The organism is Rathayibacter sp. VKM Ac-2926, from assembly GCF_022815565.1.
Taxonomy (GTDB): Bacteria; Actinomycetota; Actinomycetes; order Actinomycetales; family Microbacteriaceae; genus Rathayibacter; species Rathayibacter festucae.
In genome coordinates, this window is record NZ_JALGRS010000002.1 from 129,505 (window position 1) to 150,019 (window position 20,515).

Here is a 20,515-nt window from a genome sequence, read left to right on the forward strand (position 1 = left end):
TAGCCGCGGAGCGGCGTATCGAGACCCGGAGCCCCATCGCGGGGTTTGGCGGCTCGTGGCGGGGTCCGCATACTGGAGGACCGCCCCCAACAGGGAGCGTTCAGCTGCGACAGCGGAGGGTGGAGCGGTGTCGACCGTGCGTGACCGAGCCCCCGCGGCCCGACGAACCGCCAGCATCCTGCCTCTCGCAGTGGGTGCCGCGGGACTCGTGGTGAGCCTCGTGCTGGCCGTCGTGGCCGCCTCCGTCGCCTCGGCGCCCGTCCGCGTGCTCGGTCTGCCGCTCCCGCTGGTGCGCGGCAGCGCCGTCTGGCTGAGCGTCGCCGGCTACGTCCTGACGCCGCTGCTCGTCTTCCTCGCGACCGGCTGGGACCTCTCCTCCCAGCGCGCGCACTCCCTCCGCGACGCCCGCCGCTTCGTGCCCGACGCGCGCTTCACCCGCGCCCTCTACTGGCTGTCTGCCGCGGCGCTCGTGCTCGGCGCCTGGCACGTCCTCAACATCAGCGTCCCGATCTCCGAGTGGCTGGGCACGTGATCCGCCGCGCCCTCGCGATCGCGGTCACCGCGCTCCTGCTCGTCCTCGGACTCGGGGCGGCGGCGCAGCCGGCGAGCGCGGCGACCACGGGCACCGCCGCCAGCACCGCCTCGCTCACCGACATCGGCCGCGGCGCGATCGAGGACCTGCGCACCTGCCTCTCCTCCTCCGACGTCCTCAACGTCTACTACCTCGTCGACAGCTCCGGCTCCCTCAACACCGGCGGCGACGACGGCCGCGGCTCCGACCCCGACGTCGAGCGGGCCGGCATCCTCGCGGGCAGCCTGCAGGAGCTCGGCGGCCTCCGCGACTCGCTCACGGTCAACTGGGGCGCCGCCTTCTTCAGCCGCGCCTTCGAGCCGGCCGTCGACTGGCGGCCCTGGGCGCAGGACAGCCCCGAGGCCCTCGCCGGCGTCATCCGCGACAAGACCCCCGGCGGCGGCACCAACTGGCTCGCCGGACTGCAGGGCGTGCAGACCGCGCTGCAGAGCCAGCCGAGCGCCGGCTCCGCCTGCCAGCTCGTGATCTGGCTGACCGACGGCGAGATCGATCTCGGCTCCGCGCAGGCCACCGCCGACGCGACCAACGCGCTCTGCGGCGTCCGGATCGACCCCGACGGCGACGAGCCCGAGGGCAACGGCCTGCTCGCGGCGCTCCGCCAGGCCGGCGTCGTCGTCCTCGGCACGCTCCTGGCCGACGGCGAGCAGCGCGAGGAGGCCCGCGTGATGTGGCCGCTGGTCGAGGGCAGCGGCGCCTACGGCGGCGGCACCGCCACCTGCGGGCCGGCCGTCGCTCCCGAGGGCTCCGTCCGCGGCGCCGTCGTCGACGCGTCGGACCCCGATGCGCTCGCCTCCGTCTTCCTCCAGCTCGGCGCGCGCATCGCCGGCGGCGCGTCCGAGGCGCTCGACGCGAACGGCTCCTTCTGGATCGACCCGGGCGTCGCGCGCATCCAGGCCGTGGTGAAGGACGGCTGGACGCTGCAGGCGCCCGCCGCCTCCGGCCTCGGCACCCTCTCCGCCTCCGCGACCGCCCCCGAGGTCACCGTCACGCAGTCGTCCGGCGTCTCGCGGCTCGAGATCACCGTCGACCGGCCCGAGCTGCAGGGGCAGTGGACGCTGACCTCGCCCGGCACCACCGAGGTCTTCGCGTTCAGCGACCTGCGGATCGTCTTCGACGACGCCAACCAGGTGCAGCGCGGCGAGGACGGCACGCTCTCCGCGACCCTCACCGCCCGCGTCCAGGACCCGGACGGCCAGCCGGTCGACCTCTCCGTCTTCGGGCACGCGGACTTCACCGCGACCAGCACCGCCGACGGCGCGACCGCCGACCTGCCGGGCGCCGCGATCGACGCGGCCTCCGGCGTCATCACGATCCCGCTGCCCTCCGACGTCACCGCCTCCGAGCTGCTCGTCACCGCCTCGCTCGACCCGCTGACCACCGCGGAGCACGCGATCGAGCTCGCCCCGGTCACCACGCAGCAGCGGATCACGACCGTGCTGCCCGCCGCCTTCCCGAGCGTCGCCTCGCCGCTCGTGCTCAGCGAGCTGACCGGCGCCGACGGCCGCGCGGAGGGCACTCTCGCGATCCAGGGGCCGACCGCCGGCGGCGACGGCCAGGTCTGCCTCTCCGCCGCGCCGACCGTCACCAGCGACAACGCCGACCGCGCCGACGCCTGGCAGTGGAGCTTCACCGACGAGTCGGGCGCCGCCCTCGCGCCGGGCGCCTGCCTCGACGTCGCGCAGGGCGCCTCGCGCACCGTGACGGTCTCTGCCGAGAACCCGGTCGCCGCCGACTCCTCGGTCGCCGCGACCCTCCCGCTCGACGTCCGCACCGCGGGCGGCAGCAGCGCCCCGCAGACCGTCGCGCTGTCCTTCCCGTCGACCTTCCCGGTCAACGCCGCGGCGATCGGACTGGTCGCGCTCGTCCTCCTGCTGCTCGGCGTGCTCCTGCCGCTGCTCGGCCTGTACCTCTTCAACCGGGCGAAGGCGAAGATCGCGATGAACGGCTCGTTCCAGCGCGGAACGATCCCCGTCGAGATCACGCCGGAGGGCGTCCGCTCGGCGCTGACCCACGGCCGCCTCGACGAGCGCTTCCGCTACCTCCGCAGCGAGACCGGCGTGCGCGAGCTGCCCGACCCCGAGCTCGGCCGGCTCCGCGCGCACGTGCCGTGGTGGCCGCTCAAGGCGCCGAGCTACCGCGTCGGCCCGCCCGCCGGCGGCGAGATCGTCGCCTCCCGCACCGGCACCCGCGGCACCTCCGCCGGGCGACCGCTCGGCAACGGCGGCGTCGAGTTCTCCGCCCTCCCGCTCGACGTCTTCTGGGCGATCGTGGTCTCGGAGCAGGAGCTCGAGCGTCCCCGCGGCGACGAGCCCGTCCGCGCCACGGCCGTGCTCTACCACCGCGTCGACCGCGACGACGAGGGTCAGTACGAGCGACGCCTCGAGGACCTGCTCCGCGACTCCGGCGGGCCCGCCTGGAAGACGGTCGACGTGCTCCGCCGCGAGCGGGCGGCGAAGCGCCCCGAGCGCCGGGAGCCGCAGCAGCCCGTCTCCGCCGCCCCGCCCGCGGCCGCCGAGGCCCGCTCCTCCGTCCCGCCGCGGAGCGCCCAGAGCGGCACCCCCACCGCGACTCCGCCCCGCCCCTCCTCGCCCCCGCGCCCCGGCGGCCCGCCGCCCCGGACGCAGGGCGCGCCCGGCCGCCCCGGCGGACCGCCGCCCCCGCGGCCCGGCGGCTCCACCCCGCCCCCGCCGCCGCCCGGCCGGGCCGGCCCCCGCAACCCTCCGCCCCGCAGTCGCTGACGGCGCTCCGCCTCCCGGCACCGCCCGCACGACGACACACGACACACCGCGCTACCGCAGGAACACCGCGCGACCAGACGAAAGCAGGACCTCATGCTCAGACCCTTCCTCCTGATCGGAGTCGGCGGCTCCGGCGGCAAGACCCTCCGCGGCATCAAGTACCAGCTCGAGCTCAAGCTCCAGCAGCTCGGCTGGGAGGGCGGCATCCCCGCCGCCTGGCGCTTCCTGCACTTCGACACCCCCACCGTCCAGGACGGCATGGAGTACCAGGCGCCGTTCCTGCCCCGGCAGGACTACCGCGGCCTGGTCAGCACCGCGGCGACCTTCGACATCGTGCACGGCTCGATCACGAGCGCCCACGCGACCAACAACGCGATGCGCCACGACATCGAGCGCCAGCTGCCCGACCCGCGCCTGGTCAAGGTCGACGTGACCAAGGGCGCCGGCCAGTACCGCGCCGTCGGCCGCGCCGTCGCGCTCGCCGCCACCAAGGAGATCGCCCAGGCCGCGCGCCTCGCGATCGGGAAGATGAACGACGCCGAGTCGCTCGCCGAGCTGCAGACCCTCGGCCAGCGCCTGCGCGCGCGCGACGACGGCGGAGACGGCAGCCCGATCGTCATCGTGATCTCGTCGGTCGCCGGAGGCTCGGGAGCCGGCCAGTTCCTCGACATCATCGAGATCATCAAGTCGACCGCGAAGCAGTACCCGTGGTCGAACCAGTTCTTCAGCATGCTCTACGCGCCCGACGTCTTCGATCAGCTCTCGGTCACCGCCGGCATGCCCGGCAACGCGCTCGCCGCGATCTCCGAGACGATGAACGGCTTCTGGACCGACACCCCCTCCGCAGCGACCCTCGAGCTGCTGCGCACCAAGGGCGTCGCGCCCTCCTACGGCGCCGCGATGGACCGCGTCGGCGCCGCGTACCCCTTCATCGTCGGCCGCAGCAACAGCAAGGTCACCTTCGAGGACCAGAACGCCGTCTACGACGCCGTCGCCACCAGCCTCACCGCGTGGATGATCGACGAGCGCGTGCAGGACGACATGATCGCCTACTCGTCCGGCAACTGGCAGGCCCGCTCGGCCGCCAACGTGCTGCCCGACAACTCCGGGCTGATGAGCCCGGCGCACCACTCGCCGCCGTTCTCCTCGATCGGCTTCGGCCGGGTCACCCTCGGCCGCGAGCGCTTCCTCGAGTACTCCGCCGAGCGCTTCGCCCGCTCCGCGATCGACCGGATGCTCTTCGCGCACGCCGAGGAGGACCCGCAGTTCGAGCGGATGACCGAGCGGGAGTACATCGAGAAGTCGGCCGACAGCGAGTACCAGCGCTTCCTCCGCGAGCTGCGCCTGAACGAGGAGACCGCCGAGCACAACGACGTCACCGACGCGCTGCGCGACCAGAGCACCCTCGACCTGATCAAGGCCGAGCTGCAGCGCGGCGCCGACGACGAGCTCTCCCGCCCCGAGTCGCTCGACCGCCAGGGCGGCACCGACATCACCACCTGGACCGACCGGCTCGTCAACGAGTTCACCCGGCACAGCCCGCGCCTGCTCCAACGCGACCGCGAGGCCCGCCAGCGCCGCCTCGACGAGTGGACGCGCACGATGCCCGGCCACATCCTCGAGACCGTCTCGCGCTACGTCGCCCAGGACGGCCTGCCCGTCGTCACCGCGATGCTCCGCCGCCTCGAGCGCGGCCTCAAGGGCACCGTCGACGCGCTGCGCGTCGAGGCCCGCCAGCACGAGGAGTGGGTGGGCACCCTCAGCTCGCTCGTCTCGGACGAGCTGCGCACCTCGGCCAACCAGCAGTCGATCCGCCCGGACCAGGAGGCGGTGCAGTTCGCCATCCAGCGCCTGGGCCAGGCGCTCGAGTGGTCCTCCGAGGCGGCCCTCCGCGACTCCGCCTGGGCGCTGCTCGCCGAGCTGCGCGAGACCTTCCTCGGCCCGCTCGCCGACTACCTCGACGGCTCCCGCACCGCGCTGCTGCAGCGCGTGCACTCGCGGAAGACCAGCGACGACCGCGAGAACGCCTACGAGTTCTGGCCCCGCCGCGTCGACGAGACCGTCCCGCGCAAGTACTCGCCCGCGCCCAACGAGCGGATGCTCGTCGAGCCGGAGAAGTACCCGGCCGAGTTCCAGAAGCTGGTGCGCGCCTCCGTCGACGGCGACGCCAAGTACCAGGACGCCGTCCTGCGCGTCCTCGCCGACCAGCTCGTCGGCGTCAGCCCGGACAGCGAGTCGGACGCGGGCGCCTGGTCGCTCGTCGGCAACCCGCGCACCTGGAAGCCGACCGTCACCGCGGACCCGGCCGTCGCCAACCCGGCCCAGCGCGCCTCCTTCGAGCTCGCGACCGACCCGGAGGTCTACGTCGGCCGCGCTCGCGCCTGGATGAAGCGCGACGGCACCCCGTTCGCCGCCTACATCGGCGAGGACCTGCTCGGCTTCTTCGACTCCGAGGTGCTGCCGCCCGACGTCTTCGCCGCCCGCCGCGACCGCTACCGCGAGCAGCTCCAGGCCGCCCTCGGCGCCAGCGAGCCGCTGGTCAAGCTCAACCCGGCGCTGCTGCGCGCCGTGCACGGCAAGGCGATCAACGAGGACACCTCGCTGGTCTTCAGCTCGATCCCGTTCCGCGCCGGCACCGAGATGTACGAGGTGACCAAGGGCGTGCTCGGCCAGATGGGCGTCTGGGACGACGCGACCAGCGAGTCGTGGTTCCAGGACCAGAAGGTCGACGGCATCGAGGTCTTCGCGATGTCCGGCTTCCCCTACGAGCCCATCGTGATGGACTCCGTGATGGAGCCGATCGCCCGCGGCTGGCTCGCGCAGTCGAACACCCAGGACAGCCGCGAGGCGTTCTGGAAGTTCAAGCGCGCCCGCCTGCTCGGCGAGAGCATCCCCGCGGACCCGCGCGCGATCGAGTCGATGATCCGCGGCTGGTACGTCGCCAAGGCCCTCGGCCGCCTCGCCGTCGACGCCTCGCAGGGCGAGAAGGGCCCCAAGCTCTCCGTCTGGGACCCGGCGACCCGCGCGCTGGCGGACTTCCCGCACCCGCTGCTGAGCGAGCGCAACGCCAGGCCGGCGGACTTCCCGGGCGTCGTGCTGCAGTCGCTCGCCATCGCGATGGCGCTCTGCAACGTCGACGGGACGCTGGCGCCGCTCGCCGCCTACCGGGTGCTGATCTCGCTCGGCGGCAGCCGCGGCGAGGAGACCGAGCTGGCCGAGTGGCTGCAGACCGGCGCGCTGCCGACCGGTGCTCCGGTGCCGGAGTCGTCCCGCGCCGGCAGTGCGGACGGCGACCTCGCGTCGCGCCGCTCCGCCGTGCAGGCCTACCTGACCGCCGAGCTCGCCCGCTTCGACAGCGACATCGTGCAGCAGGACGACATGGTCTCGGTCTACGACTACCCGGTCACCTGGGAGATGCGCGAGCAGTTCCGCGAGGCGCTGCTGGGGCTGGTGTCGTCGGTCGTCTCGACCGGTCCGCGCGACTCCGGAGTCTGAGCGTGCCCCCGGAGACCCGCCCGGACGGCTACGGGCACGCCGGCTTCTGGCCCGACGGCAAGGCGGCGATCGTCCTGCTGCCCAGCGGCGCGCAGGGCGAGACCCTGCTCGAGCTGGCGGCGCAGTGGACGAAGACCGGCCTGCTCGGCCAGGCCCTCTGGGTGCTGCCCGAGCACGTCAAGACCTCGCCCTACGCGCCGCCGCAGATCGAGGCCGTGGTGCTCGGCGTCGGCGCCGACCTCGAGTCCGTCGCGATCGCGGTCGACCTGTTCGAGGCGCTGGCGGAGGAGCCGCTCGCCCTCGTCCGCCTGGTCACCCTCCGCTCGGCCCTGCCCGAGCGTGAGACCGACGAGGCGCAGGACGCGGTCGCCGACCTCGTCAGCCGCTGGGTCCGCACCTCGATGCCGCTGCCGAATCCGTCGGCGACGCTCGCTGACCAGACCACGGAGCTGCGCCGGGTCACGCTGATCTGCGCTCCGACCGCGTTCCAGCTGCGCGAGCGGGTGGAGGCGCACGAGCACGGCTTCGTCGTCATCGCCTCGCCCGAGGACCGCTCGAGCCCGTGGTCCGGCGACGCCTTCGTCCGCGACGACGAGCGCTTCACCGGCTTCACGCTCACCCACCTGGCCAGCGTCGCCGGGCTGTGGAACGGCGTCACCGACGGCAGCGTCGAGCTGATGAGCCGCGAGTCCGACGGCGGCGACTCCGTCTGGATCTCGCGGGTGTTCCTCAACGCGGTGCTGACCGAGTCGCTCGGCCGCCGCGTCGCCGCGGGGGTGCTCGAGAACGCCGCCCGCCCCGACTCGCTGCTGATCGACCCCAGCGTCAGCCCGCCGCCGCCCGGCACCGCCTACATCGACGACGGCCAGATCGCCGGCTACGTCGACAGCATGGTCGCCGGCGCGCTGCGCCTGGACGGCGGGGCGCTCACCTACGACTCCGCCGGCTCGCTCGACGTGCCGGAGCCCGAGCGGATCGGCTTCTGGGCGCAGATCGGCCGCTTCTTCGCCTTCTCGGCGGGCAAGCTCGTGCAGATCCCGCGCTGGGCCGTGCTCTGGGTGACCTCGAGCGCGAACCGCTCGGTGACCCGCGCCCTGCACACCTCGCAGGGCTCGGCCGTCGTCGGGGCCGACTACGACGAGGTCCTGGACGTCCGCGACCGGCTCCTGGTCGCCGACCTCGAGCACCTCCGCGACGACGAGGGCCGCGCCCGCGCCGAGGCCGACGCGCCCGCCGCGATGGCGCACGTCCGCACCACGCCGCAGCTCTGGGCGGGCCTGCGCGAGCTGGTCTTCGGCGCACTCGACGGCAGCGCGGACCTCCGCGACGCGGGCTTCGCGCCCGTCGAGGGGGCCGTGCCCGTGTTCGGCCGGGTGGGCGACGTGCTCGCGCTGCCGGACGACCCGTGGGTGGCGTCGGGGTACGACGTGCCGCCGGGGTTCCCGGAGAAGGTGGACTGGTACGCGCTGGCGCTCGCGGATCCGCGGGAGAGGCTGCAGAACTGGGTGTCGGCGTCCGAGGCGGCGGCTGCTGCGGCTGCCGCGCAGGTGCCGGTCGAGGCCGGCGCTGCTCCCGACGCTGCTGAGGCGCCCGCCGCGCATGAGTCCGGGGCCGGGTCCTCCGACCCCGCCGCGTTCGCGCCGCCCGCGCAGGAGACGCTCGTCGAGGGCGAGGCGGCCGAGCCGCGGACCGTCGTGCAGATCGAGGTCCCCGCGGAGGAGGCTCCCGAGCCCGTCGAGCCGCCAGTCTCGCCCTACGACGCCGAGGCGCGCCGCTCCGGTCGCCTGCAGGCGCTCGGCGAGTACGACCTGTGGGCCGGCCGGCAGAGCTCCTCGTTCGTCTGGCGCTTCCTCGACCGGATCGGCGCCGAGCGGCGCCGCGCCGAGGACGAGGTGGCGTACCTCAAGGGCGAGATCGACGCGATCCGCCCGCAGCGCCCCGGCGAGCTGCTGGGCCTGCGCCGCGAGTTCCACCGCACGCTGCTCGTCGGCTGGGTGACCGTGCTGGCGCTCGCGATCGTGGTCGGCGTCGGCATCTGGTTCGTCAACGACTACGCCTCGCGGCAGCCCGCCGGCAGCTTCGATCCCGGGCTGATCACCTCTGTGCTCTTGTGGGTGCTGGTCGGCCTCGCCGGTGCCGGGGTGCTGATCACGCTGGTGTCGCTCGTCCGGTACCACGCCGGCTGGTCGCGCTTCGAGCGGCGGATCCAGCTCGAGCGCACCCGCCTCGCGCACTACGGCCGCAGTGCCCGCCGCGCCCGCGAGGAGGCCGCGCGCCTGCGCTCGGTCCACCGCCAGGCCGTCGAGTGGCTGGTGCTGCTGTCCAAGGCCGTGCACCGTCCGTGGCACGTGCCGCCCGTCTGGCTGCAGCACGAGACCTTCGATGTGGAGCGCGGCGCCATGCCGTTCGCCGTGCGCCTCGCGACCGTCAGCGGCGAGGAGACGGCGGCCGTGGCTCGGATGCGCGCCGCGATGACGTCCAAGCTCGTCCGCCGCGGCTGGCGGCACGAGGCCTTCGAGTCGCTCGTGCAGGAGATGGCCGCGGACTACGGAGCCGGCCAGGGCTTCGGCCTGTCGGCGCTGGACGAGGACCTCCCGCACTCGTCGAACCACACGCGGCGGATGCTGCTGCGCGCCCTCGACGACGAGTCGCTGCTCACCCGAATCGCCGCCCCGCGCCTGGCCGACATCGTCGCCTCCGTGCAGCGCGACGAGGAGGCGATCGCCCGCCCGCGGGTCCGCCCGATGGGCACCAACCCGCTGAACGCGCTGCGCCGCCCCGAGGACTTCGAGGGCGTCGAGCTCGACGTCCCGTGGGACGACTTCCTGCTCGACTCGCTGACCCGCGCCGACCCGATGACCCCGGTGAGCGCCACGGTGCTGACCGAGCTGCAGGTCGGCGAGCGCTACCACGAGCGCGTGACGAGCTTCCTCGTCGCGCCGTCGCGGCTGCAGGAGCGGCTGCGCTTCGACCCGTCGGCGCCGATCCATGTCGTGCCGTTCGAGGCGTCGACCGGGTCGCCGGTGGATCTGGTGTGGCGGGTGGACGTCGTCGGGCCGGTGCCGCGTGCGGCGATCCGGCTGTGGGACGGGGCGGTGCGGGCCTCGGCGCCCGTCGTCCCGGCCGACGGCGACTCGGGGGTGTAGTCGGTGGTCGGCAGGCCGCCGCCGCCGCGACCCGGTGGGGTGCGGCGGGTGGGGGTGCCGGGGCTCGGCGTGCGACCGGGGGCTCAGGCCCGGTATAGGCGGGCGCGGCGGGCGCCGTGGTGGGTGTGGATCGTCGCCGCCGTCGGTGTGGCTGCGGTCGCGTTCGCGGTGGTGGGAGTGGGGGAGACGGTCGGGACGCCGGGGGTCGAGCCTGCGTCGTCCGGGGTCGCTGCTGGACCTGCGTCGACCGCGCCTGCTTCGACCCCTCCCGAGACAGCCGCTCCGTCCGCCGCTACCGCGACAGCCGCGCCGGCCGCTTCCGCGTCCGTCCCTGCATCACCGACGGCAGACCCTGCCGACCCCGCCGCGCTCGCGCTGGCGACCCTCGCCGCGCTCCCCGTGGACGACGGCCGCGCCGACGTCCCCTACGACCGCGACCTGTTCGGCGAGTCCTGGAAGGACGTCGATCGGAACGGCTGCGACACCCGCAACGACATCCTGGGCCGCGACCTGCTCGACCCGGTCTTCAAGCCCGGCACCCGCGACTGCAAGGTCCTCTCCGGCACCCTGGTCGACCCGTACGACGGCACCGCGGTGTCCTTCGTCTCCGGCAGCGACACGTCTCGGCTGGTGCAGATCGACCACGTCGTCGCCCTCGGCTTGGCCTGGCACCACGGCGCGTGGGCGTGGACGGACGAGCAGCGCCTGCTGTTCGCGAACGACCCGGCGAACCTCGTCGCCGCCTCGGACGACACGAACCAGTCCAAGAGCGACGCGGGCCCGGAGGAGTGGCTGCCACGGCCGCCGAGCTGCGCTGCGGGTACGTGGAGCAGTCCGAAGGGGTGCTGGGCGCGTACGGGCTGGCGGTCGGGGCGGAGGACCGGGCAGCGGCGGAGGCGGTGCTGGTCGGGTGCTGACGCGCGCCGGGACTGTGCCGCCCGCGGTGCCTGCATGCCGTGCTCGGCTAGCCTGAGCGGCACTATGGCCTTCGACTCGGACGCGGACTGGGACGACCCGGACCCGTTCGACCGGCCACCGCGTCGGCGCCCCAGGCGCCGCCTGTCAGCCGGTGAGGACCGCGTCACGGCGATCCTGCTGCTCGTCCTCCTCCTGGTGCTCGGTGTCGTCCTGTCCTTCTTCGTCCTGGTCGAGCACCTGGCGGCGGATCGGTGCGGCGGAGCCCCGGGCGAGTGCGACTACGAGCTCCTGAGCACGACGACCGTGCTCGTCCCCGGAGTCGTCGCCCTGACCTTCCTCCTGACGGTCGTCGCCCTCGTCCGCCGCGGCACGTCGCGTCGGATCTGGCGGATCCCCGCGATCGGTGTGATCGGCGCCGTCCTCGCGTTCCTGCTCGCTTCGTTCCTGGTGTTCGTCGCGGTGCACTGAGCACTTCGGCTGCATCTCGGTCAAGCCTTGAACTGGGGCGGGCGACTGATATCGGTTTTGTAGACCAGCGAGGCGGAGCTAACGCGGGCCCGATGGTCGCTTCTTGAAATCATCGAAGGACGCCGACCGCAGCAGTCGCGACACCTGCAAAGGCGTCCATGCTGGCGAGCTGCTTGACCCGGTCTATAGGCCCGGCACCCGCGACTACAAGGTCGTCTCCGGGGCGCTGGTCGACCCACACGACGGGACCGCGGCGTCGTTCATCTTCGGCAGCGGAATGTTTCAACTGGTGCAGGTAGGCCACGTCGTCGCGTTCGGCTGGGTATGGCACTACGGTGCGTGGGCGTGGTCGGACGACCGGCGCCTGGCCTTCGAGAACGATCTTGCGAACCTCGCCGCCGCCTCGGATGAGACGAATCGGTCATGGGATGTTGGGTTGCCTGCATTCGGCAAGGCATAACACGAGTAGTACTCACGCATTGCTAAAGGGCTTATTCGTATAGTCGGCATGTGATCTTCTTCAGAAATCCAATGCGCAAATGTCGAGTTTTGCTCGGCGAATCACTCGCTCTCGGGGATGATGCGGCCGTGGTGGTGTGCGATGTTACTTGAGGACGAATCGTTTCCATTTCGAGTTGGTCAAGATCTTCAGCGGACAGAAATCCACGCAGTACTCGAGGGTCAGGAGCAGCAGGGCATATCAACCCCGAAGAACAAGAAAAACATCCTACTCTTTACAAACCCAGTCAATGGCGCGAAGTACGGATATGACGAGCATGAGGGTCTACGGGAGAATGGAGTTTTCTCTTACACGGGACAGGGCCCGCTTGGGGATCAAGAGTTCAATGCGTCGAACGTCGCCGTTCGAGATTCGACTGCAAACGGCATTCCGCTCCGTCTCTTTTTGGTCGGCAAGACATCGGTAACATACATTGGGCGTTTCGTAACCGCCGATTCGCCGTACCGCATAGAGAAGGCACCCGATCAGAAAAGAAACGATCGAATGGCGATAGTTTTTGACCTTTTGCCGGTCGACGCGGATACGAGTGCGCTGCCGCCATATGGAGGCATAAAGCGAACAATAAGTCGAGTGGTCGAGTGGAAAGAGCCCAATTCAACACAAATCGAGCGGACTGAACTAGTCGGGACCTCGGAATCAAGTCAGCCTATGTCGAGGATCGAGTTCCAGCTTCAAGCTGCTTTTGGACGTTGGGTCCGGGATCAGGGCCTAACTCCTACTACCTTACAACTGTCGGTGGGAAACGCGTTGCTGACACCTGACCTTTACGTCGAACCGCTCGGTTGGGTTGTAGAAGCAAAGAAATCGATCGGTCGGGCATTCGTCCGGATGGCTATTGGCCAGGTATTAGATTATGTTCACGTGGCTCAGGCGCAGAATCGGAAGGCAATTCCGGTGATTCTTCTCCCGGGGCATCCGGAACCAGATCTTCAGGTCCTCATAACCGGTCTTGGGATAATCACCATCGTGCAGCAAGGGGCAAGTTTCGAGCTAATTGCCGCTAGGTGAATAAATTTGGGTGAACCTGTTCCCATCCAGGATCATGGATACTTAGTGACCCCCTCTTCTGCTCTCAAGGTTGCCTTGCGGAAGCGTGGGAAGGGCTGCGGTAGAGTGAGTTTGGTTGGTTTATATGGTCGGTCCCCAATTGCACAAGAGTGCTACTGCGGGTAAGTCTGCTGGCGCCCATTCATGATCTGCGAGTTCTGCGTACGGGGTCCATGTCATCGCGTCGTGATCGATGCTGACCGTCGGGTGATCGCCGCGCAATTTCGCCCAGAAGCAAGATAGTCGTATGGTCAGAGTCGATGTGATGGTCACATCAGTGGTGAGCAGATCTCCTACTTCAATGTCGACGCCGAGCTCCTCGCGAATTTCTCGAGCGAGAGCCTGCTCGTGCGTTTCGCCGGCCTCGACCTTGCCGCCCGGGAACTCCCACTTGCCGCCGGCGTCCTTCTCGGGCCGGCGGCGGCAGGCCAGGATGCGGCCGTCGCTCTCGATGACAGCGGCAACAACCTCGAGGACATCCACGACTCCATCATGGGGCACCCTCACAACCAAGGCTGAGGGGCCCTCTCCACGGGAGTGTGCAGCCTTCCGAGCGCTCAGCCATAAGTTTCGAGGCCGATCGGCTGATCACGCTGCGCCTCCGCCCGCACTTTGACGCCCCCGCCACCCCCGTGTTACGTTCGCTCTCGGACATGTGACTGGTCGTGCAGGCAGGATCCGACGAAACGCGTACGAAGCGTCGTCGGGTCCTTTTTTTGTGCCCGGACGCCTCCTGACGCGCCGATGACGGCGCGGGGACAGCGACGGGAAGCAAGAGCAGCACGCAGCACAGCGCAGGGAAGCGCGCGTCCCCCACACACCCGAAGGAGTACCGATGAGTACCCAGGACAGCGCGAAGGCGATCCTCGAGCACGTCGGCGGCGCCGGCAACGTCTCGAAGCTGCAGCACTGCTCGACCCGCCTGCGCTTCGCGCTCGCGGACGACCAGAAGGCCGATGTCGACGCCCTCAAGGCGGTGCCCGGCGTGATCGGCGTCGTCATGGGGCCGCAGACGCAGGTCATCGTCGGCAACGGCGTCGCGGAGATGTACGCGGCGGTCGAGAAGCTGCGCGGCGGCACCGAGGCGACCACCCCGAAGGCCAAGCAGCCTCGGTCGCTCAAGCGCCTCGGCGCGACGGTCATGGACTTCGTCGTCAGCGTCTTCACGCCGATCATCCCGGCCATCGCCGGCGCGGGCATCTTCAAGTCGTTCCTCGTCCTCGCCTCCGCGGTGGGCTGGCTCGACCCGGCGAGCGACAACTTCAAGCTGCTGTCCGCCATCCCGGACGCGGTGTTCGGCTTCCTGCCGCTCCTCGTCGCCTACACGAGCGCCAAGAAGCTCGACGTGAACCGGCCGCTCGCGCTCGGACTCGTCGGGGTGCTCGTCTTCCCGGCCTTCACCACGCTGCTCAACCAGGAGGGCGGAGTCGCCCTCTTCGGCATCCCGGTCCCGGTGATCGCCTACAACGCGCAGGTGTTCCCGGCGATCCTCGCGGTGCTCCTGCTCTCGGTCGTCGAGCGTTTCTTCACGAAGCACTCCTGGGGACCGATCCGCACCTTCTATGTCCCGCTGATGTGCCTGGTCATCGTCGCGCCGGCCACGATCTTCCTGCTCGGCCCGCTCGGCTACTGGCTCGGCTCGATGCTCACCGGCGCCCTGATCGGCCTCTACGGCGCGCTCGGCTGGGTGGCCGTCGCGCTCCTCGCCGGCGTCCTGCCGCTGATCATCTCGGTCGGCATGCACAAGGCCTTCATCCCGCCGACCATCGCGACGATGGCCAGCGCGGGCAAGGACACCTTCTACCTCGCCTCCTCCCTCGCCCACAACGCGGCCGAGGCCGGCTCGAGCCTCGCGATCGCCCTGCGCACCAAGAGTGCGGCGCTGCGCGCGACCGCCTTCTCCGGCGGACTCTCCGCCCTCTTCGGCATCACCGAGCCCGCCCTCTACGGCGTCACCCTGCAGAACAAGCGCGCGCTGATCTCCGTGATCTCGGGCAGCGTCGTCGGCGGCGCCTACATCGGCGCCACCCAGGTCGCCGCGTTCGCGCTGGTCAGCCCGGGCGTCGCGAGCATCTCGATGTTCATCGACGGGCTCAACCCGTGGAACCTGCTCAACGCGGTCATCGGCCTGCTGATCTCGGTCGCCGTGTCGTTCGTCGTCTCCTTCATCATCTGGCGCGACGACGCCTCCGCCAGCGTCCAGGCCCTCGGCGACGTGGTCGCGAAGGACGCCGCCGACGCGACCGCGCTCACCGCCCCGCTCAGCGGCGACGTCATCCCGCTCAGCGAGGTGAACGACCCCGTCTTCTCCGCCGGCGTCCTCGGCGAGGGCATCGCCATCCGCCCGACCGACGGCGTCGTCCGCTCGCCGTTCGCCGGCACGGTCATCGCCGTCCTCAGCTCCAAGCACGCCATCGGCCTGCGCCGCGACGACGGGGTCGAGGCCCTCATCCACGTCGGCCTCGACACCGTCCAGCTCGACGGCGCGCCCTTCGACGTGCACGTCGCCGTCGACGAGCGCGTCGAGGCCGGGCAGCTGCTGCTCACCGCCGACCTCGCGGCCATCACCGCCGCCGGCTACGACACCACCACCCCGGTGCTGATCACCAACTCGGCCGAGTACACCGTGCTCATCGAGGCCGCCGACCGCGTGTCGGCGGGCGATGCGATCATCACCGTCACCCAGAAAGAGAAGGAGCTCGCCGATGGCGCTGCCTGAGGGATTCCGTTGGGGCGGCGCACTCGCCGCCAACCAGGTCGAGGGCGCGTGGCGCGAGGGCGGGCGCGGGCCGGCCGTCAGTGACGTCGCCTCCTACAAGCCGAAGGCCGACCCCAAGGAGTACGCGATCCACCACCAGAACACGGTGGCGAGCATCACCGCGGCGATGGCGGACGACGACACCGAGTACTACCCCAAGCGCCGCGGCATCGACTTCTACCACCGCTACCCCGGCGACCTGGCGCTCTTCGCGGAGATGGGCTTCACGACCCTCCGCGTCTCGATCGCCTGGACCCGGCTCTACCCGACGGGGGAGGAGGCGGAGCCGCTCGAGGAGGGCATCGCCTACTACCTCGCGCTCTTCACCGAGATGCGGCGCCTGGGCATCGAGCCGCTTGTCACCCTCTCGCACTACGACCCGCCGCTCGCCCTCGCCCTCAAGCACAACGCCTGGGTCGAGCGCCGGACGATCGAGCTGTTCGAGCGCTTCGCCCGCACCTGCTTCGAGCGCTTCGGCCACCTCGTCGACATGTGGCTGTCGTTCAACGAGATCGACGGGATCATCCGCCACCCGTTCACCTCGGGCGGCATCATCGAGGAGACCGTCGAGGGGAGTGTGGAGCAGGCCTGTTACACGGCGCTGCACCACCAGTTCGTCGCGTCGGCCTCGGTCACGAAGACACTGCACGAGCTCTGGCCCGAGGCGCGGATGGGCTGCATGCTCACGATGCTGACGACCTACCCGAACACCTGCCACCCCGACGACGTCGCGGCCACCCAGGCCAAGGAGCGGATGCTCTACCTCTGCACCGACGTCCAGGCGGGCGGCGCCTACCCGCGCCTCGCCTTGCGCGCGCTCGCGGCACGCGGGGTCGAGATCCCGTTCGCGGAGGGGGACGCCGAGCTGCTGCGCGAGCACCCGGTCGACTTCATCTCGTTCAGCTACTACATGTCGATGACGGAGTCGGTGCGCCCGGACGCCGAGCGCACCCCCGGCAACACGGTCCTCGGCGTGAAGAACCCGTTCCTGGAGTCGAGCGAGTGGGGCTGGCAGATCGACCCGGTCGGCCTGCGGATCTCGCTGATCGACCTCTACGACCGCTACGGCAAGCCGCTGTTCATCGTGGAGAACGGGCTCGGGATGCGGGACGAGCTCGTCGCAGCGGACAATGAGGGGGAGGATCCCCGCATCCACGACCCCTATCGGATCGACTACTTCCGCGCGCACTTCGAGCAGATGATCCAGGCGGTGGACGAGGGTGTGGAGCTCCTCGGCTACGTGAGCTGGGCGCCGATCGACCTGATCAGCGCCTCCAGCTCGCAGATCTCGAAGCGCTACGGGTTCGTCTACGTCGACATGGACGACCTCGGCCACGGCAGCACGAACCGGTACCGGAAGGACTCCTTCTCCTGGTACCAGCGGGTCATCGCGTCCAACGGCGCCGACCTGGGATGACCCTCCTCGCTCCAGTTGCCCGCCGGGCCGCGCAGACGCCGTCGACGGAGACACGCATGCAGACCATCAAGAAGGTGCTCAACTCGAGCGTCGTGCTCGTCGTCGACGAGCGCGGCGCCGAGCGGGTGCTGCTCGGCAAGGGGATCGGCTTCGGCGCCAAGGCGGGCGAGGTGATCGAGGCGTCCGCGGTGGATCAGGTGTTCGTCGCGCTCGACGACGCCGACCAGCGGAACCTCGTCGAGCTGCTGGCGCAGATCCCGCCGGAGTTCGTCGAGCTGACCCGCGCGGTCGTCGCCGACGCGGAGGAGCAGGGGCTGAAGCTCGACCCGCACGTGTACCTCGCGCTGACCGACCACCTGCACTTCGCGGTGGAGCGGCAGCGGCGCGGGCTCGCGGTCGCGAACCGGCTGGCCTGGGAGATGCGCTCGGTCTACCCGGTGCAGTACGCGGTGGGGGAGCGGGCGGTCGCGGCGATGCGCTCGCGGCTGGGCGTGGACGTGCCGGACGACGAGGCGGCGAACGTGGCCTTCCACCTGGCCAACGCGGAGCTCGGCAAGGTCGGCATCGACTCGCTGCGGATCGTGCAGCTGATCCGCTCGGTGACCGCGATCATCCAGCACACGAGCGGGGCGGCGCTGGACCGCGAGGACCTGCGCTCGGCGCGCTTCGTGGCGCACCTGCAGTACTTCGCCGAGCGGTTCTTCTCGGGCGGGCTGCTGGTCAGCTCGGACGACTTCCTCTTCACCAGCCTCAGCACGCGGTATCCGCGGGCGGTGGCGACGGCGGAGCGGGTCCGCGCGTTCGTGCGGGCGGAGTACGGTGCGGAGCTGCCGAACGAGGAGGTGGCGTTCCTGGCGCTGCACATCGCGCGGGCGGCGCCGGAGTAGGGCGCGTTCCTGTCCCACCCATCACTACGGAGAGAGCACCATGACACGCGGCACCGTCCACTTCGTCCGGCACGCCCAGACGCTGTTCAACGTCAACGGCCAGCTGCAAGGGTGGTGCGACTCGCCGCTGACCGCGCGGGGCGAGCGGCAGATCGCGGCCCTCGGGGAGCGGATGCGCGGGGTGCCGCTGGTCGCGGCGTTCATGAGCGACCTCACCCGGACGCGGACCACGGCCGCAGCGGCGCTCGCCGGGCATCCGTCGATCGAGCCGAGGCCGACGACGACGCTGCGGGAGTGGCACTTCGGCGGCTTCGAGGGGCAGCCGAACGCCTCGCTCTGGGAGCCGGTCTTCGCGGACCACGGCTACTCGTACGTGCCGGCCTCGGCTGACTGGCCGCGGATGACCGACGCGGGCCTGGACAGCGTCATCGACGCGATCCACCGGCACGACCCCTCCGGCCGAGCGGACACGGCCGCGTCGGTGCGGGAGCGCGTGGAGGCGGCGCTCGCGCTGATCCTGCCGGCCGCCGAGCACGGCGACGTGCTGGTCGTCACCCACGGCACGGTGCTCGGCAGCCTCCTGCGCGCCATCGACCCTGCGCACCGTCCGCGCGCGGGCTTCCCGAACTGCGGCATCGTCCCGGTGACCGACGGCGTGATCGGCCCGATCGACGCGAGCTGCGCGGTCGACTGACGGCGGGGCCGCGGGCGCCTGCGGTGGCGGTGCTGACGGGGTGGGTCTCGATACGCCGGCTGTGCCGGCTACTCGACCAGCATGCAGAGGGCCGCGCGTTCCCCGGCTGCCGCCCGTTCATGCTGATCGAGTAGTGCGCGCAGCGCGCGTATCGAGATCCGCCCACCGCAGGCACGTCGGCCGCCGAGGCGTCCCGCTCGCGTCGAGGCGTCCCGCTGTACAGGGACGTCTCGACGGTTCGGGGACGCCTCGGCAGCGAGGGCCCCGCCGACTCACCCCTTCAGCGGGTCGTTGCCCCAGTTCATCAGCGAGTAGCGCCACTTCGTCTCGGTGACGTCGCCGGAGGGCCGCTGCTTCGAGTGGCGGGCGACGTAGCCGGTGACCTTCTTCATGTGCGCGTAGTCGTCCTCGCTGAGGTCGGCCTGCTTGGTGCCGAGGATGTCGATGATCCGGCGCCCGCTGTGGTGACCGACGGACTCACCGCCGCTCGCCGGCTTCTGGCCGACCTCCTTCGACTCGTCCTTCTCGAGCCACCCCTCGATCTCCTTCGCCGTCATGTTCACGGCGTCGTGGAAGTCGTCGCGGATCCCGCGCTTCTCGTCGTCGGTCGTGTCGTCGCTCATCGTGCTCGCTCCTCGGGTCGGTACCGCTCCACTCGAGCGCGCCACGGCCGAGAGGTCAAGCCCCGTTCGTTTCGCGGGCACGCGCGTACCGTCAGGAGCCAGCCACCCTCAGACGACCCGCACAGGAAGAGGCCTCCATGCCCTCACGCAACACGCTCGTCCGCAGCCTCCACGACCTCGGCGCCGCCGCCTGGTTCGGCGGTTCCCTGATGGGCGCCGTCGGCCTGAACGGCGCCGCGTCCACCTCCTCCGACCCGTCGGAGCGCCTCCGCCTCGCCGCGAACGGCTGGGCCCGCTGGACCCCCGTGCAGCTCGCGGCGATCGCCGCCCACGGCGTCGGCGGCATCGGCCTCATCGTCGCCAACAAGACCCGCCTGGCGAACCAGCAGGAGAGCCGCACCAACACGGTCGTGAAGACGATCGTCACCGGTCTCGCGGGCGCCGCCTCCGTCACCGCCGCGATCGCCGGCGCGACCCAGGCCAAGCACGCCGACGAGGGCGCGAAGGGCGTCACCGAGGCGTCCTCGAGCAACTCCGACGAGCTGACGACCGCGCTCCGCGTCCAGAAGGTCACCCAGTGGGCGATCCCGGTGCTGACCGCGGTCATCATCATCCTCGGCGCCCAGCAGGGCGAGCAGCAGCGCCCGGTCGCGGGCCTCTTCGAGACGACCGCCCGGATGTTCCGCAAGTAGCACTCCGCGTCGGCGCGAGGTCAGTCCAGGCGGCTGGCCTCCCCGCCGACGTGCCAGCCCTCGTCCCTGACCCAGCTGAACCCGAGCGCGCACTGGTGCGGGACGACTCCCGGCTCCGGCACCGTGTGCAGGGAGACGGAGAACGGCGTCGGCACGATCGCGTCGTAGATCGTCACGACCGGATCGGTCCCGACCAGGTCTGAGCAGAACCGCGTGATCGTCGCCCGCTGCTCCGCCGTGTCGGCGGGCACGAGCTCGGCGATCGCCGCGTCGTCGTCGAGCACGGGCAGCAGCCGCGCGACCAGCACCCGGCCGTCGCCCTCCGGCGGCATCGTGCCGGCCGTCGGGTCGCCCCAGTCGCTGAGCGCGAGCGCCACGAGCCCGGCCGGGATCGCGATCAGCACCGCGAGGACGCCGCCGATCACGACGGCGCGGCGCCGGGGGCGTCTTGCTGTCCCGCTCGTGGTCGCCGCTTCGGACCGTTCGCTCACGTTCGGAGGCTAGGCCCTCGCCGGCCTGC

General features: G+C 71.2%; 15 protein-coding genes. 12 read left to right on the forward strand and 3 right to left on the reverse strand.

All coding sequences use genetic code 11. The annotated features are described in order from the left end of the window. Positions 1 to 190: 190 nt before the first annotated feature. The 7 genes from MT351_RS03130 to MT351_RS03160 all read left to right on the forward strand — a co-directional run bounded on the left by MT351_RS03130 (position 191) and on the right by MT351_RS03160 (position 12,885). Positions 191 to 532: a hypothetical protein gene (locus MT351_RS03130; protein ID WP_123446718.1), complete on the forward strand. Its 342-nt coding sequence runs from the start codon at positions 191 to 193 to the stop codon at positions 530 to 532. Then, on the forward strand, positions 529 to 3,330 hold the full coding sequence (locus MT351_RS03135) for a hypothetical protein (RefSeq protein WP_243581224.1): 2,802 nt from the start codon (positions 529 to 531) through the stop codon (positions 3,328 to 3,330). Before MT351_RS03130 ends, MT351_RS03135 begins: the two co-directional genes overlap by 4 nt. 93 nt (positions 3,331 to 3,423) lie before the next feature. Continuing rightward, entirely contained in the window at positions 3,424 to 6,825 is a 3,402-nt protein-coding gene (locus MT351_RS03140) for a tubulin-like doman-containing protein (protein WP_243581225.1), read from the forward strand. 2 nt (positions 6,826 to 6,827) lie between these two features. Beyond that, on the forward strand, positions 6,828 to 9,971 hold the full coding sequence (locus MT351_RS03145) for a hypothetical protein (RefSeq protein ID WP_243581226.1): 3,144 nt from the start codon (positions 6,828 to 6,830) through the stop codon (positions 9,969 to 9,971). A 399-nt stretch (positions 9,972 to 10,370) separates the two neighbouring features. Beyond that, positions 10,371 to 11,357, forward strand: a complete 987-nt coding sequence (locus tag MT351_RS03150) for an HNH endonuclease family protein (RefSeq protein WP_243581227.1) — start codon at positions 10,371 to 10,373, stop codon at positions 11,355 to 11,357. Positions 11,358 to 11,460: 103 nt separating this feature from the next. Further along, positions 11,461 to 11,817, forward strand: a complete 357-nt coding sequence (locus MT351_RS03155) for an HNH endonuclease family protein (RefSeq protein WP_243581228.1) — start codon at positions 11,461 to 11,463, stop codon at positions 11,815 to 11,817. A 141-nt stretch (positions 11,818 to 11,958) separates the two neighbouring features. Then, entirely contained in the window at positions 11,959 to 12,885 is a 927-nt protein-coding gene (locus MT351_RS03160) for a hypothetical protein (RefSeq protein WP_243581229.1), read from the forward strand. A 120-nt stretch (positions 12,886 to 13,005) separates the two neighbouring features. Here MT351_RS03160 and MT351_RS03165 read toward each other — a convergent pair whose 3' ends face one another. Beyond that, positions 13,006 to 13,407, reverse strand: a complete 402-nt coding sequence (locus MT351_RS03165) for a (deoxy)nucleoside triphosphate pyrophosphohydrolase (protein WP_243581230.1) — start codon at positions 13,405 to 13,407, stop codon at positions 13,006 to 13,008. Positions 13,408 to 13,759: 352 nt separating this feature from the next. Between MT351_RS03165 and MT351_RS03170 the strand changes: the two genes are divergently transcribed. From MT351_RS03170 to MT351_RS03185, 4 genes are read left to right on the forward strand one after another with little or no spacing between them, the layout of a single operon-like run. Beyond that, positions 13,760 to 15,643 (forward strand): beta-glucoside-specific PTS transporter subunit IIABC, encoded by a 1,884-nt coding sequence (locus MT351_RS03170; protein WP_243581231.1) that lies wholly within the window; start codon positions 13,760 to 13,762, stop codon positions 15,641 to 15,643. After that, positions 15,630 to 17,099, forward strand: coding sequence for a glycoside hydrolase family 1 protein (locus tag MT351_RS03175; protein ID WP_243581232.1), 1,470 nt, complete (start codon positions 15,630 to 15,632; stop codon positions 17,097 to 17,099). The genes MT351_RS03170 and MT351_RS03175 overlap by 14 nt, the downstream gene beginning before the upstream one ends. A gap of 56 nt (positions 17,100 to 17,155) precedes the next feature. Further along, positions 17,156 to 17,986 carry a PRD domain-containing protein gene (locus MT351_RS03180; protein ID WP_132437919.1) on the forward strand — a complete coding sequence of 277 codons (831 nt, stop codon included), beginning with the start codon at positions 17,156 to 17,158 and terminating at the stop codon, positions 17,984 to 17,986. A 40-nt stretch (positions 17,987 to 18,026) separates the two neighbouring features. Then, positions 18,027 to 18,680, forward strand: a complete 654-nt coding sequence (locus MT351_RS03185) for a histidine phosphatase family protein (RefSeq protein ID WP_123736694.1) — start codon at positions 18,027 to 18,029, stop codon at positions 18,678 to 18,680. Positions 18,681 to 18,952: 272 nt separating this feature from the next. Here the strand turns inward: MT351_RS03185 and MT351_RS03190 are convergent, their stop codons facing one another. Beyond that, on the reverse strand, positions 18,953 to 19,303 hold the full coding sequence (locus MT351_RS03190; RefSeq protein ID WP_123736695.1) for a DUF3140 domain-containing protein: 351 nt from the start codon (positions 19,301 to 19,303) through the stop codon (positions 18,953 to 18,955). Between the two features lie 137 nt (positions 19,304 to 19,440). On the opposite strand from MT351_RS03190, the gene MT351_RS03195 reads away from it, so the two are divergent. After that, the gene (locus MT351_RS03195; RefSeq protein ID WP_243581233.1) at positions 19,441 to 19,995 is read left to right on the forward strand and encodes a hypothetical protein; all 555 of its coding nucleotides are present in this window, start codon (positions 19,441 to 19,443) and stop codon (positions 19,993 to 19,995) included. Between the two features lie 20 nt (positions 19,996 to 20,015). Here MT351_RS03195 and MT351_RS03200 read toward each other — a convergent pair whose 3' ends face one another. After that, positions 20,016 to 20,486, reverse strand: coding sequence for a hypothetical protein (locus MT351_RS03200; protein WP_243581234.1), 471 nt, complete (start codon positions 20,484 to 20,486; stop codon positions 20,016 to 20,018). Positions 20,487 to 20,515: the final 29 nt, after the last annotated feature.

Excerpts from the sequence above, each read along its gene's own strand:
- MT351_RS03140 (WP_243581225.1), top strand. The coding sequence starts at position 3,424 with ATGCTCAGACCCTTCCTCCTGATCGGAGTCGGCGGCTCCGGCGGCAAG.
- MT351_RS03160 (WP_243581229.1), top strand. The coding sequence starts at position 11,959 with ATGTTACTTGAGGACGAATCGTTTCCATTTCGAGTTGGTCAAGATCTT.
- MT351_RS03170 (WP_243581231.1), top strand. The coding sequence starts at position 13,760 with ATGAGTACCCAGGACAGCGCGAAGGCGATCCTCGAGCACGTCGGCGGC.
- MT351_RS03175 (WP_243581232.1), top strand. The coding sequence starts at position 15,630 with ATGGCGCTGCCTGAGGGATTCCGTTGGGGCGGCGCACTCGCCGCCAAC.
- MT351_RS03180 (WP_132437919.1), top strand. The coding sequence starts at position 17,156 with ATGCAGACCATCAAGAAGGTGCTCAACTCGAGCGTCGTGCTCGTCGTC.
- MT351_RS03185 (WP_123736694.1), top strand. The coding sequence starts at position 18,027 with ATGACACGCGGCACCGTCCACTTCGTCCGGCACGCCCAGACGCTGTTC.
- MT351_RS03190 (WP_123736695.1), bottom strand. The coding sequence starts at position 19,303 with ATGAGCGACGACACGACCGACGACGAGAAGCGCGGGATCCGCGACGAC.
- MT351_RS03195 (WP_243581233.1), top strand. The coding sequence starts at position 19,441 with ATGCCCTCACGCAACACGCTCGTCCGCAGCCTCCACGACCTCGGCGCC.